We start from the raw sequence: 14669 nt of genomic DNA, 5'->3' as shown, positions 1-14669 counted from the left end.
GGATTTCGGTAAATAATTGATAGGTCTTTGGATTCATTTTTCAAATTTCTGAATTCTAAAATCTGTAATCTAAAATTCTTCTCAAACCATATCCTCCGGTTTTACCCATTCATCAAATTCTTCGGGAGTTACATACCCTAGCCTTACAGCTTCTTCTTTAAGGCTAGTGCCATTTTTATGTGCCGTTTGGGCAATTTCAGCCGATTTATAATAGCCAATTTTAGTATTTAGAGCCGTAACAAGCATCAACGAATTGTTGACTAATTCTTTAATACGTTTGTAGTTGGGTTCAATTCCTTGAGCACAATGTATATCGAATGAGTGGCAAGCATCACCAAGTAATTCGGCCGATTGCAGAAAGTTGGCAGCCATCATCGGTTTAAATACATTCAATTCATATTGACCTTGCATACCGCCAACGGTAATTGCCATGTCATTTCCTATCACTTGGGCACAAACCATGGTCAGTGCTTCGCATTGTGTTGGGTTTACTTTTCCGGGCATGATAGAAGAACCAGGTTCGTTTTCCGGAATCAGTATTTCACCAATTCCTGAACGTGGACCCGAAGCCAGCATTCGGATATCATTGGCTATTTTATTCAAAGAAACAGCCAGTTGTTTGAGTGCACCATGGGTTTCTACAATTGCATCGTGGGCAGCCAGCGCTTCAAACTTATTTGGTGCAGTGACAAAAGGATGGCCCGTAAATTGGGCGATATATTCGGCAACTTTTATGTCATAGCCTTTTGGGGTATTCAATCCTGTACCTACAGCGGTTCCTCCCAATGCGATTTGGGATAAGTGTTCCAAAGTGTTCTTAACTGCTTTCAGGCCATTATCCAATTGTGTCACATAGCCCGAAATTTCTTGTCCCAAAGTAAGGGGAGTGGCATCCATCAAATGTGTACGGCCAATTTTGACTACGAATTGAAATTGTTTTGCCTTTTTCTGAAGTGTATCTCTTAATTTTTCGATATTCGGAATGGTATTTTCCGCTACTGTTTTGTAGGCTGCAATATGCATTGCGGTTGGAAAAGTATCATTGGAAGATTGTGATTTATTGACATCGTCATTGGCCTTTATAAAAGGTTTGTCTTCCGTAATACTTAATCTTTTCAGCACCTGAGCGCGATTGGCAATTACTTCGTTAACGTTCATATTGCTTTGTGTACCAGAGCCAGTTTGCCAAATCACAAGTGGAAATTCATCTGAAAGTCGTCCCGCAAGAATTTCATCACATACCAAAGCAATATAATCCCTTTTCTCAACATGTAACACACCCAACTCGCAATTGGTATAGGCAGCAGCTTTTTTGAGATAGGCAAAGCCTTCAATAATGGCTTTTGGCATAGATGCCGGTGAACCAATTTTGAAGTTGTTTCGGGAACGTTCGGTTTGTGCTCCCCAATATCTGTCAGCGGGTACCTGCACTTCACCCATTGTGTCTTTTTCGATCCTATATTTCATTTTTATTGTTCATTAATATTGAATTGAATAATGGGGTTATTCCCAAGATGTAATAAATATACTCCTTTTTTTTAATGATAGAATTTTTTTATTTTGGCTACTATTTGATTAGTGGTCATGTTGTTTTCTGCCGGTTCAACTAATTTTAGTTTGTTTGCATCGAATGATTTATCGGTATTTATTTTTTGTTCTAATTTTATTTTTGTTTCGCCAGGGCCAAAAATATAAAGCTCATCGACTAATTTGATATGCGATAGAATGTTTTTTAAGAAATGATTTGTTTCGTTTTTTCGTCGTTCTTCAAATTTATTTTCGTTATTACTGTGGTGACTTCCGCTAAAGGTTCCTTTGTTTCCCTCCTTTTCATGGTATATTTTATTTTCTAAATCAGATTCGATTTTTGATATCCTTTGTTTTCCACCATCAAGAGTAACAATAATTGCTTTTGATGAATCAATCCAAATGCCGGTTTGTTTTTTCATGACTTTGTTTTTTAAAATTAAAATGAACTTTACTATTTAAAGGGCAAAAAAATATTTATTAAAGAGAGATTAGCAGATTTAAAAAATGAATTACTACTTCTGTTTTTTGAAATAAAAAGATAATTTTTAGGAAAATAATTGGGTTTATAAAGTTACAAAATAGTGCTGATTTTAAATTATTAATCACCGTTTTGTTTTAGTTTTTCTCTGATACTATTTTTGTAAAATACATAATATCAGTTTTTTATATAAAGGCCAAGTGGCTTGCTACAAATAATACAGCAATGATTTGGTCTTAGATTTTAATCACGAAGAAAAAATAGTGATAAAAAAAGGTGTTGATTGCTCAACACCTTTTTCCGATTTAAGTTTTTGCTAATTTAAAGCTTCTTTGTTTAACTAAGAGCTTTAGTTTTTTAGTAGCAAAAAATTATTTTTTAACAAAATCTCCAGCTTGAACAATCACTAGTTTTTTTGGATCAAAATATTTGACTAAAGCAGTATTTACTTTTTGAACATCTAAGTTTTTAATTTTAGTTTCAAAATCTTCATAGTCTTTGAAAGTTTGACCTGAATCCATATTTTCTCTTAGTTCACGAACCAAGAACTCATCAGTTCCAAGCATTGTTTGTCTGTTTTGTAACCAAGATTTTAAAGAACTTTCAAATTCTTCTTTGGTGAAACCTTTGCTGATTGCTTTTTGGATTTCTTCATTAAGTGCTGTAGTCAGTTTATCCTTCATTGTTGGATTATAAAAGGCATAAATTCCCCATTCTGATGTTGGATCAATAGCATTTGCTTGTATATAAGAACCAGCGCCATAGCTCAAACCTTCTGTTTCTCGCAAACGTTGCGGAATTCTAGAAGAAAGGAAAGCACCGCCGCCCAACAACTCATTTGCCATTTCCAAAGCGGGATAATCTGGATTTTTCTTCCCAACATTCAAATTTATTTTTCCAAATAAAATAGCATTCGTTTTGTCATTAATTTGCATGGTCTTATCAGTTGATTTTACATCAAAATATTGTGTTGGAATTCTTTTGTATGCAATTTTGGGGTTCCAGTTGTCAAAAGTGCTGCTCAAGAATTTTTTAATGGCATCTTTATCAATCCCTCCTACAAACGAAGATATGCTGTTAGATCCGCCATAGAAGTTTGCATAAAAAATCTTAAGGTCTTCAATAGTGATTTTGTCTAAGGTAGCCAAGCTTTCATCAATTGTTTTCGAGTAATAAGGATGTGTTTTTGGATACAAAGAGGTCATTTTTGTCAGTTCTTGAGTTGCAACAGCTTGAGGTTCATTTCTGTTCGATTCCAATCCGCTTTTGGTTTCCAGTTTCAATTTTTCAAATTCAGTAGCATCGAAAGAAGGGTTTCTTAAAATGTCTTGTACCAAGTTTAGAGCATTGTTTAAATTGGCCTTGTCGGTACTGATTCTCACATATAAACCATCAACAGATCCAACGACGCTTAAGTTTATTTTGTATTGGTCAAGCTGATCGTTTATGTCTTTTTTGGTTCTGGTTTTAGTTCCTAATTTTAATATGTTTGCTGTTAAATTGGCAATCATTGATTTTTGACTCAATGATTTTTCATCTCCCATTCTCAACAATATACGGGCTTCAATTTTATTTCCTTTGGCTGGTTTTTCCAGTAAAGCATATTTTCCTCCTGATGCTAATTTTCCTTCTTCAGTGGATTTTATAATATTGGCAACAGAGGCTTCAAAGGTATTGGTATTTGCCTCCATTGTTTTTCCTTTGTATCCATTTACAAGAGCCGCTATGTCTTTAGTGTCGTTAACTTTGGTTCGTTCGCTAGTTGCTTCGGGTATAAAGCGACCCCAAGTTCTGTTGCTTTGCAAATAGTATTTTTTGGCAGCGTTTTGAATGTCGGCAACTGTCAACGCTTCGATATTGTCCCTGTCTATAAAAAACAAGCGCCAATCACCGGCTCCAATGAATTCTGTCATGGCAACTGATAAGTTAAGGGTTTTGTTATAAGTGTTTTCAAATTGTTTTAGCAATTCATTTTTGGCACGTTTAAGGTCATCCTCCGTAAAAGTCATTTTAGGGACATTATTCATAGTTTCCAAAAAGGCTTTTTGGACCGTGTTTATGTCTTTATCTTTTGCAATTTCACAGGCAAAATAACTGAATGCAGGGTCTTTTAATGTCAAGGTATATCCATAGACATTAGTTGATAATTTAGTTTCCACTAAAGTCTTATACAAAATACCGGAAGGGTTATTGGTCAATATTGAGATTAACGCATTATTGGCAGCATATTCTTTGTCTGAATAACTAGGAGTGTGATAAGCCATACCTATGTATTGAAGATCACCATTTCTTTTGAGTTCTACAAATCGTTCCCCGTCTTGGGCTGGTTCTACAGTATATGTTTTTTCAATTTCGTTTTTTGATTTTGGGATTGGGGCAAAATATTCTTTAATCCAGGAAAGTGTTTTTTTCTCATCAAATTTTCCACCTATAATTAGGGTAGCATTATTGGGTTGGTAATATTTTTGATAAAATACTTTTAGACGACTGGCAGGAACACGCTCGATATCTTCTTTACTTCCAATGGTTGATTTTCCATAATTGTGCCACAAATAGGCAGTAGAAAGAATACGTTCGCTTAACACTCCAGATGGGTCATTTTCTCCTATTTCAAACTCATTTCGAACTACACTAAACTCTTTGTCTAAATCGGATTGCAGTATGGCGGAAGTTATCATTCTGTCCGATTCCATGTCTAAGGCCCATTTTAGGTTTTCATCAGTTGCTGGTAGAATTTCATAATAGTTGGTACGGTCATAATAGGTTGTACCATTGGCTTGAGCACCTTTATCGGCAATTGTTTTTTTGATGTCCGTAAACTTTGAGGAGCGTTTGAATAACATATGTTCCAGCAAATGGGCCATTCCCGATTCACCATATCCTTCGTGGCGCGAACCAACACCATAGACAATATTCACAATCACATTTGATTGTGCAGCGTCTGGAATTAGCAAAATTTTCATTCCATTTGGTAAGCTATATTCTTTTATGCCTTCTACCGAAGTGACAAAAACAGCTTCTTGGGAAAAGGAATTTGTACCCCAAAAGGCAACAAATAACATAGCAAGAATTAATTTTTTCATTTTTAAAGTTTAATTGTAAGTTTATATTGTAAAAATATATTTTTTTATGAAAGGATAATCAGTTGTTTTGAAAAATTTAAGAAAGTTTTTTTCTTCCCTTATTTTTTATTTTTTGTTTTAAAAATTTCTTTTTAAAAGTATTAAAATTGTCTTTAATTCATTGAAATACATTGCTTTATTTTTTTTGAATAAGGAAGTTAAAAACAAGGAATTGTAGTAGTCAAAGTATTGAATATTGGATAATTATCAAAGGAAAAACCAGATTAAGTTTATTAATAGCGGTGTGCTAAGTCTTTTCATAGGTTTATATTCTTATTTTTAATCCTTGGCAGGAATAAATTAATAAAAAAGAAATGAAAAAATTAGGACTCATAGGTGGAATAAGTTGGGTGTCAACGGCAGATTATTATAAGTTTATAAATGAGGGAATCAATAAAGAGTTAGGCGGAGTTAATTTTGCCGAGTGCATGATTTATTCTTTTAATTATGATGATATCAAAAGGAATAATGAAAACAACGACTGGGATTCGACATTCAACATGTTGTCAAAAGCGTGTCAAAATTTAAAAAACTGTGGTGCCGAAGCGATTATTCTTTGTGCCAATACAATGCATCTTATTGCTGATCGAATTCAGGAGAGCGTCGATTTACCATTAATACACATTGCCACTGAAACTGCAAAGGAAATTCAAAAGGGCAATCTTAAAAAAGTGGGATTACTTGGAACAAAGTTTACGATGGAATTGGATTTTTTTAAAGAAAAATTATCAGCTCTTGATATTGAAGCAATAATACCTGAAGCAGACGACAGAGATTTTTTGCACGATACTATTTTTAATGAGTTAGGAAAAGGAGTAATTCTGGAAAATACCAAGGCGAAATATCTTTCTATTATCGAAAAACTTATAAATGAAGGAGCCCAAGGAATTATTTTGGGTTGTACTGAAATTCCATTATTAGTTAAGCAAGAAATGGTAACAGTTCCCATTTTTGATACTGCTTTGATTCATTCAAATGCAGCTGTTGCTTTTGCTTTGAGCTAAAAGTATTGAAATATTTCGAGCATTTATGGAGTGATATTAAAACCTTAAATAAGCCAAGTAAAATTTATTTGTTACGCATTTTACGCAATTAAACAATTTGCTGACACTATGCCGATTTCTATGTTATTTTTATGTGTAAGTAGTTATTTAGCAGCGTTTTAAATAAGGTTTTTTTGAGATAAAAAAGGCTCTTAATATTTAAATAACCATTATATTTCATTAAATTTACGGAGTTATCAATAATTAAAAAACAAGAGAATTTCAGAGTTGTATTTTATTGCGTCCTGTAATACAATAAATACATATTAATTGGTTTTTATTTAGGCCACTGCAATTTTATTTTCGATAAACGCCGGTTCTATTAAGGAAGTATTCCTACTTGTTACTTCCCATAATGGTAAAAAAATGCCAATAAAAATGCTAAAAGTCATTTACGGACAGCCTCAATTTTAGTGTTTAGAAAACTTTAAAAAACAGATTTACTTATTCAATTAAAATGTGTGTCAAAATACGTTTATAATTTGAAGTCTTTTACTCAAACTGTCATTCTAACGTTAAAAGCGATAAGACATGTCAAACTACAGCCACATACTTTTCTTTGACCAAATTGATATTAGCGCAATTGGTAAAGTTGGTGGAAAAAACGCTTCACTTGGAGAAATGTATAACCAACTTAGCCCCATGGGGGTTGCCATTCCCAACGGTTTTGCCCTCACTGCAAATGGATACCGTTTTTTTATCAAAAAAAATCATTTGGAGAAACCACTTGAAGAATTAGTGATTCAATTGGATACTAAAAATTACTCGAATCTTTCCGTTATAGGCGAAAAGGCGCGTGCCCTTATTTTATCGGCAATAATTCCTGAAGAGATTCGGAAAGAAATTGACAAAGCCTATCAATCCCTTTGTGAGCAATGTGGGAAAGACAATCTTGATGTGGCAGTACGTAGCAGTGCAACTTCTGAAGATTTGCCTACGGCAAGTTTTGCGGGGCAAATGCAATCTTTTTTGAATATCAGTGGGTCAGCACAATTAGTGACTGCCGTTCACCGCTGCTTTGTTTCTTTATATACAGATCGCGCCATAAAATACCGAATTGATATGGGGTTTGACAAACTAGACATTGCCATTTCAGTAGGAGTTCAGCAAATGGTGCGCAGTGACAAAGCATCTTCCGGAGTGGCCTTTACGATAGATCCCGACACGGGTTTCGAAAACACCATCATTATCAATGGTTCTTGGGGATTGGGTGAAAATATTGTGCAAGGTAGCATTACACCAGATGAGTGGATGGTTTTTAAACCTACTTTAGAAAACCAAAATTTAAACCCTATTTTAAAAAGACATTGTGGACGGAAAGAATTTACCATGATTTATTCTGATACATCCGAAAGCTTATCTGTTGATAATACGATTGTAAATACCGATACTGCATTCGAAAAACAAAATCAATTTACGTTAAACGATGAAGATGTAATCCAGCTTGCACAATGGTGTTATAAAATTGAAAAACATTATAAAAAAGCCATGGATATTGAATGGGCCAAAGACGGATTCAATAATAAACTCTATATCGTTCAGGCTCGCCCGGAAACTATTCACGGAAAAATAAATAAACAAGTCCGGGAAGTTTACAAACTGAAAGAAAAAGGGACGCTTCTGGTGAAAGGAATAGCATTAGGAGACAAAATAATCTCAGGAAAAGCGCGAATCCTAAACAGTCCACATGAGGGAAATTTATTGCTAGACGGTGAAATTATAGTAACCGATTTGACCAACCCGGATTGGGACCCTATAATGAAAAGAGCTGCGGCAATCATTACCAACAAAGGAGGCCGCACAAGCCATGCCGCCATCGTTGCGCGCGAACTGGGGACTGTTGCTGTTGTGGGTTGCGGTAATGCCACTTCCATTATAAAAAATGGTCAGGAAATTACGGTTTCCTGTGCCGAGGGTAAAGAAGGAAACATTTACGAAGGCGTATTGAAATGGGAAGTAAAAGAGCATGATTTCAGTAAACTTGAAATGCCAAAAACCGATCCTATGTTAATTTTGGCCGATCCTGAAAGAGCTTTCGAGTTGAGTTATTTTCCAAATCAGGGCGTCGGTCTCATGCGAATGGAATTTGCAATTTCGAATACTATAAAAATTCATCCGCTGGCTTTGTGTGAACTCGAAAAAGTGAAAGATGAAAAAGTAATCTCGACTATAAAAGAATTAACCAAAGACTATACCGATCCTAAAAAATATTTTGTGGATGAATTGGCGCAAGCGGTATCGATAGTAGCCGCGGCCTTTTATCCGAAGGATGTTATTGTGCGAATGAGTGATTTCAAAAGTAATGAATACAGAAACCTCATTGGGGGCGAATTCTTTGAGCCAGAGGAAGAAAATCCAATGATTGGTTTTCGGGGAGCTTCACGTTATTACAGTGATTTCTATCGGGAAGGATTTGCTTTGGAATGTGAAGCCATGAAGAAAGTACGGAACGAAATGGGGCTTACCAATGTGAAATTGATGATTCCTTTCTGCAGAACGGTTGAAGAAGGAAAAATGGTATTGGCAGAGATGGACAAAAACGGATTGGTGCAAGGCGTCAACGAATTGGAAGTGTATGTAATGGTTGAAATTCCAAGCAATGTTTTATTGGCAGAGGAATTTGCAAAACTATTTGATGGTTTTTCGATCGGTTCTAATGATTTAACGCAACTGACTTTGGGCTTGGATCGTGACTCTTCATTAGTGAGTTACTTGTTTAGCGAAGAAAATCCAGCTGTCAAAGCTTTGATACGACAAACAATAAAAATGGGGAAAAAAGCCAAAATTAAAGTGGGACTATGCGGTCAGGCACCCAGCGATACTCCCGCTTTTGCGAAGTTTCTGGTTGAAGAAGGCATTGACAGTATTTCTTTTAATCCTGATGCACTGATAAAAGGAATTGAAAACATTTTGGAAGCGGAAAAAGATTTTCAAAAAAAAATAATTGAAAGCATCGCTGAATTGGATCAGCTATTTTAAGGCATTGTTTTACTATTTAAATACTAAAAAATGAATGTAAAAAATGTAGATTCCCTGCTTCCTCCCGAAATGGCACTGCAAGCGGAATTGATAGGCGTTTCAAAAGTGAATATGACTGTATCAAAAACGCTTGTTCTAGCTATGCTTGCAGGAGCTTTTATCGCTTTTGGCTCTATATTTTTTACAACTGTTACAGCGGGTTCGACTATGTCTTATGGGATGGCAAGACTTTTTGGGGGATTTTCTTTTAGTCTAGGACTGGTTCTTGTGATCGTAGGTGGTGCAGAATTGTTTACCGGCAATAATTTGATTATCATGGCTTGGGCAAATAAAAAAATAAGTACTTTCCAAATCGTAAAGAATTGGTTTTCGGTCTATCTGGGAAACATGATAGGAGCACTATTTATTGCCCTTTTACTGTTTTTTTCCAAGCAATATTCATTTGCTTCCGGTGCTGTGGGAATAAACATGCTCAATATCGCCAAAACCAAATGCGAATTGGGATTTGTCCAGGCGATAATGTTAGGAATTTTGTGCAATATTTTGGTCTGCTTGGCAGTTTGGCTGTGTTTCAGTTCGCGTTCAATAGCCGGAAAAATTGCATCGATTCTATTTCCCATAACTGCTTTTGTTACTTGTGGTTTTGAGCATAGTATTGCAAACATGTATTTTATCCCCGAAGCTATTTTGGTGTTAAATCATGGTGATCATAAATTTTTAAAGTTAGTTCATCAATCGAAGCTAAATTATGATTCTATTTCATGGAGTAATTACCTATTTAATAATTTACTTCCTGTTACTATTGGCAATATAATAGGTGGAGCCGTATTGGTGGGTTTGTTGTATTGGTTTGTTTTTTTAAGAAGAAGTAAAAAATGAATACCATAAAAATAAATGGATGCCTTCAGTAAAAATTGATAATCGTCTTTTTTCCTTTGTAGCAGGAACAACCATTTTAGAATTGTTGCAAAACAATGCTATTAAAATCCCTGCGCTGTGCCATGATAGGCGCATTTCATCTTCATCGGTGTGTCGCAGTTGCCTTGTAAAAGTAAATGAGGATTCGCATTGGCAACCGTCTTGCAGCACCCTGCTTTTGGATGGAATGATAATCGAAACCACATCACCGGAAATAGAGGATTACAGAAAAGAGATTCTTGGCATGATGGCCAAAGAGTATCCACAATCAGCCGTTAAAAAAAATCCTGATAAGGAGTTTCATTATTGGTTGAATCATTACAATCTAAAAGGCAAATTATCAATTAAAACCAAAACGCATAAAGACATTTCCCATCCCTATATTCAGGTTGATATGTCACAATGTATCAAGTGTGAGAGATGCATCAGGATATGTGATGAACTGCAAGGACAGTTCGTGTGGCATATGTCGAAAAGGGGAGACCAAGAACAAATTGTTTCCGATTCAAAAGGATTGTTTAACAAAAGTTCCTGTGTAAGTTGTGGCGCTTGCGCAGATACCTGTCCGACAGGCGCTATCGAAGACAAAAATGTTATTCAATTTGGTATTGCGGAGAAAACAACTCGTTCCGTTTGTGCCTATTGTGGTGTGGGATGCGAAATAAACGTGGAAACCAAAAACGAAAAAATTATAGGGATTCATCCTGTAATGGAATCTCCCGTAAGCAAAGGACATCTTTGTGTGAAAGGACGCTATGCGTGGAATTATAATTATGCTGAGGATCGTATAAAACACCCCATGATTCGCAGAAATGGAGAATGGGAAGAGGTTTCATGGGAAGAGGCTTTCGTTTTTTGTTCCGAGAAATTTAAAGCGATTTCTGCGCAGTATGGCCCAGACAGCATTGGAATTATTGGTTCAGCCCGAGCAACAAACGAAGAAAATTATCTGATACAAAAATTTGCAAGAGCGGTTATTGGAACAAATAATATAGAAAATTGTGCAAGGGTTTGCCATCAGCCCACAGCCAAAGCCATGAGTATGATGTTGGGAACCGGAGCGGCAACCAATTCGTTTGACGATATTGAGAAAACCAAAACAATTTTAATTTCAGGAAGCAATACTACCAAAAGCCATCCAATTGTTGGGGCAAGAATCAAACAGGCCGTGTTGAATGGTGCCAATTTGATTGTAATAGATCCTCGAAAAATTGAACTTTCCAAATATGCCAAATATCATTTGCAGTTAAAGGCAGGCACTAACATTCCGCTTTTTAACGCCATGGCAAATGTTATCATAGCGGAAGGATTGATTGATGAAAAGTTTATAGAAAATCGAGTGGAAGGTTGGGATACTTTTAAAGAATTCATCAGTGCATGGACTCCTGAGTGCGCTTCCAAGATATGCAATGTTTCGGCACAACTGATTCGGGAAGCCGCCCGTTTATATGCCACTAAGTCGCCATCGATGTGTTTTCATGGACTTGGATTAACCGAGCATACGCAAGGAACTGAATCGGTAATGGCTTTGGTAAATTTGGCACTGATTACAGGAAACATCGGTAAATCCGGATCCGGAATCAACCCTTTAAGGGGACAAAACAATGTGCAGGGAGCGGCCGTGATGGGCTGCGAGCCGGGATCCTATACGGGGCTTGCTTCCGTAAATAAGGAAAGGGTACAATTTGAAGCACTTTGGAAAACCAATTTACCCGATAAAAAAGGACTCACGCTTCCCGAAATGATTGACAATGGTGCATTGGGCAACCTCAAAGCGATGTGGATTGTGGGTTTCGATGTTTATTTTACCATGCCGGATTCAAGTCATACCGAAAAAGCGTTCAGCAATCTAGATTTGCTCATTGTGCAAGATATGTTCCTGACCGAAACCGCAAAACGATTTGGCAATGTGTTTCTTCCTGTTGCCTCTTCATTCGAGAAAGAAGGCACTTTTATGAATTCCGAAAGAAGAATACAAAGAATCAGAAAGGTAATCCCGGCGCCAGAAGAGGTAAAAACCGATTGGGAAATTGTATGCGCATTGGCTAAAAAAATGGATAAAAAGGAGTTATTCAATTATACATCCGCTGAAGAAATCTGGAATGAAATCAGATTGGCGTGGAAAGCGGTTCATGGAATTACCTATCAACGGATTGAAAACAATGGTTTGCAATGGCCATGTCCCGACGAAAATCATCCCGGTACCGAAATCCTTCACGAGAAAAGCTTCCCGATTGGTGATAAGGCAAAACTTTTTCAAATCGATTTCGTTCACACACTTGAGCAAGCTTCCGAATCGTATCCTTTTATTCTTGTCACCGGCAGGGAATTGTATCATTTCAATTCTGGAACGATGACTTACAGAACTTCCAATAAAAAAATCCATCCTACTGATTTTTTACATATTCATCCTGCTGATGCCATCGATATAAAAATGAAAGAAGGGGAAAAGGCTAAAATTTCAAGTAAATACGGAACTGCTTTTTTGAAAGTAAAAATGGATGACAATGTTCGAAAAGGGGAGTGTTTTACAACATTCAGTAATACAGAAGTGTTTATAAACAAAATAACTGGACCGTTTAGAGATAATTATGTACAAACACCCGAATACAAAATAACAGCTGTACGTATAGAAAAAATAAAGCAGCGTTTGAATTCATGAAAATTCATAAGCTTATGAAGTAATTTTAAGATCAATTGACAAGCGAGAAGCAGTCCCAAGTCTTCCTGTTTTTTTCAAATTCCGAGCCCTTATATATTGACATTATACAGTAAATAAAAACATTTTATGATTTGATTTGGTTCCATTTATATAAAATAAGATATGATTTCCGCCAAAAACAATATTGAGCACCATCTTTTGAATTATGAAAAAGTGCAAGCTTCTTTTTCATGGGATGAAATTGCCAAAGAATTAAATGGGCTACCTGACGGGAAAGGATTGAATATCGCTTATGAGGCTATAGATCGTCATGCTCAAACCCATTTGAAAGATACGGTTGCACTTCGTTTTATTCGAAAAGACAGAAGTTTTCAAGATATTAATTATGGCGAACTGAAAAAACAGACATCCAAATTTGCGAATGTGCTTCAAAAGTTGGACGTTAAAAAAGGAGAACGTGTTTTTTCTTTTGCCGGAAGAATCCCCGAATTGTATATTACAGCTTTGGGAACATTAAAATATACGGCTGTTTTTTGTCCGTTATTTTCCGTTTTTGGTCCAGAGCCTGTTTTCCAAAGGTTGAGTAGGGGCGATGCCACAGTTTTAGTTACAACTTCTCTTTTATTTGATAAAAAAATAAAACCATTACTGGAAAGACTTCCCTCACTTCGTTTCATTATCCTAACAGATGCTACCGAACATTTTTCAGAGCAAGTAATGTCTTTTGCTAAACTTATGGAACAGGCCAGTGAGGAATTTAATATTCCACAAACCAATCCTGAAGATGCGGCATTACTGCATTTTACCAGTGGAACGACCGGTATGCCTAAAGGAGTATTACATGTACATCAAGCTGTACTAACTCATTATGCCACTGGGAAATATGTACTTGATTTTCATGATGATGATCGCTATTGGTGTACTGCAGATCCGGGTTGGGTAACAGGAACTTCGTATGGTATAATTACTCCTTTGCTTCATGGTGTAATGAGTATTATTGACGAAGAAGAATTTGATGCCACAAGATGGTATTCGATTCTGGAAGAGCATAAAATATCGATTTGGTACACGGCACCTACGGCCATTAGACGATTAATGCGGTTGGATATAAAGCCGTGTGAAGAATACCATCTGGAAGCGCTGCGATTAATTCTGAGCGTGGGAGAACCGCTTCATGCCGAAGCTGTGATCTGGGGTCAGGAAAAGTTTGGAATTCCAATTCTTGATAATTGGTGGCAAACCGAAACGGGTGGAATTATGATCGCTAATTATCCTTCGATGACAGTAAAACCTGGATCGATGGGTAAACCATTGCCAGGCGTTACCATTGATATTGCCGAAATTAATGATAAAGAATTAAAGTTTATTACAGAACCCAATAATCAGGGAAATATGGTTTTAAAAAAAGGATTTCCATCCCTTTTTAGAGGATATCTGCATGAAGAAGAACGGTACAATAAATGTTTTATTGGCGAATGGTATGTCAGCGGTGATTTGGCCAAAAAAGATGCAGATGGGTATTTCTGGTTTATCGGCCGTGCTGATGATATTATCAAAACTTCGGGGCATATGGTTGGCCCTTTTGAGGTTGAAAGTACCCTAATGCGGCATCCGGCAATTGCGGAAGCGGCAGTTATTGGAAAACCGGATCCCATAATTGGAGAGTTGGTAAAAGCATTCGTGGTTTTGAAAAGTGGTATAAAATCCGATGAGGAAATTCAAATGGATATTATGGGTTTTGCCCGAAAATTAATGGGACCGGCCGTGGCTCCAAAAGAAATTGAATTTGTCGAAAACATCCCTAAAACCCGAAGCGGAAAAATTTTGCGGCGATTATTGAAAGCGCGCGAACTGGGTTTACCGGAAGGCGATATTTCAACATTAGAACAATCCTGAAAAAATAGTAATAGAAATTGTAACAAAAAATTAATTTGAAT

The 14669-nt window shown here is 36.4% G+C and carries 8 protein-coding genes; 5 read left to right on the top strand and 3 right to left on the bottom strand.

Annotated elements, in window-relative coordinates:
- Positions 1 to 81 precede the first annotated feature (81 nt).
- The 3 genes from fumC to DOS84_RS03790 all read right to left on the bottom strand — a co-directional run bounded on the left by fumC (position 82) and on the right by DOS84_RS03790 (position 5091).
- Entirely contained in the window at positions 82 to 1467 is a 1386-nt protein-coding gene (fumC, locus tag DOS84_RS03800; protein WP_111408787.1) for a class II fumarate hydratase, read from the bottom strand.
- A gap of 71 nt (positions 1468 to 1538) precedes the next feature.
- Positions 1539 to 1949, bottom strand: a complete 411-nt coding sequence (locus tag DOS84_RS03795; RefSeq protein ID WP_111408786.1) for a hypothetical protein — start codon at positions 1947 to 1949, stop codon at positions 1539 to 1541.
- 430 nt (positions 1950 to 2379) lie between these two features.
- On the bottom strand, positions 2380 to 5091 hold the full coding sequence (locus tag DOS84_RS03790) for a M16 family metallopeptidase (protein ID WP_111408785.1): 2712 nt from the start codon (positions 5089 to 5091) through the stop codon (positions 2380 to 2382).
- Positions 5092 to 5444: 353 nt separating this feature from the next.
- Here DOS84_RS03790 and DOS84_RS03785 point away from each other — a divergent pair, with 353 nt between their 5' ends.
- The 5 genes from DOS84_RS03785 (at position 5445) to acsA (ending at position 14628) form a co-directional block, all read left to right on the top strand.
- A complete protein-coding gene (locus DOS84_RS03785) occupies positions 5445 to 6134 on the top strand; it encodes an aspartate/glutamate racemase family protein (protein WP_111408784.1) in 690 nt (229 codons plus the stop codon).
- Between the two features lie 570 nt (positions 6135 to 6704).
- Positions 6705 to 9152 (top strand): phosphoenolpyruvate synthase, encoded by a 2448-nt coding sequence (gene ppsA / locus DOS84_RS03780; protein WP_111408783.1) that lies wholly within the window; start codon positions 6705 to 6707, stop codon positions 9150 to 9152.
- A gap of 30 nt (positions 9153 to 9182) precedes the next feature.
- Entirely contained in the window at positions 9183 to 10031 is an 849-nt protein-coding gene (locus tag DOS84_RS03775) for a formate/nitrite transporter family protein (protein ID WP_111408782.1), read from the top strand.
- A gap of 19 nt (positions 10032 to 10050) precedes the next feature.
- Positions 10051 to 12732 carry a formate dehydrogenase subunit alpha gene (fdhF, locus tag DOS84_RS03770; RefSeq protein ID WP_111408781.1) on the top strand — a complete coding sequence of 894 codons (2682 nt, stop codon included), beginning with the start codon at positions 10051 to 10053 and terminating at the stop codon, positions 12730 to 12732.
- A 162-nt stretch (positions 12733 to 12894) separates the two neighbouring features.
- A complete protein-coding gene (acsA, locus tag DOS84_RS03765) occupies positions 12895 to 14628 on the top strand; it encodes an acetate--CoA ligase (RefSeq protein ID WP_111408780.1) in 1734 nt (577 codons plus the stop codon).
- Positions 14629 to 14669: the final 41 nt, after the last annotated feature.

Source organism: Flavobacterium aquariorum, from assembly GCF_003254745.1.
Taxonomy (GTDB): domain Bacteria; phylum Bacteroidota; class Bacteroidia; order Flavobacteriales; family Flavobacteriaceae; genus Flavobacterium; species Flavobacterium aquariorum.
This window is presented reverse-complemented; position numbering and strand designations above follow the sequence as displayed.

What these genes read in the sequence shown, in the direction of transcription:
- fumC (WP_111408787.1), bottom strand. Translation starts at nt 1,467, where the DNA reads ATGAAATATAGGATCGAAAAAGACACAATGGGTGAAGTGCAGGTACCC.
- DOS84_RS03775 (WP_111408782.1), top strand. Translation starts at nt 9,183, where the DNA reads ATGAATGTAAAAAATGTAGATTCCCTGCTTCCTCCCGAAATGGCACTG.
- acsA (WP_111408780.1), top strand. Translation starts at nt 12,895, where the DNA reads ATGATTTCCGCCAAAAACAATATTGAGCACCATCTTTTGAATTATGAA.
- DOS84_RS03795 (WP_111408786.1), bottom strand. Translation starts at nt 1,949, where the DNA reads ATGAAAAAACAAACCGGCATTTGGATTGATTCATCAAAAGCAATTATT.
- fdhF (WP_111408781.1), top strand. Translation starts at nt 10,051, where the DNA reads ATGCCTTCAGTAAAAATTGATAATCGTCTTTTTTCCTTTGTAGCAGGA.
- DOS84_RS03790 (WP_111408785.1), bottom strand. Translation starts at nt 5,091, where the DNA reads ATGAAAAAATTAATTCTTGCTATGTTATTTGTTGCCTTTTGGGGTACA.
- DOS84_RS03785 (WP_111408784.1), top strand. Translation starts at nt 5,445, where the DNA reads ATGAAAAAATTAGGACTCATAGGTGGAATAAGTTGGGTGTCAACGGCA.
- ppsA (WP_111408783.1), top strand. Translation starts at nt 6,705, where the DNA reads ATGTCAAACTACAGCCACATACTTTTCTTTGACCAAATTGATATTAGC.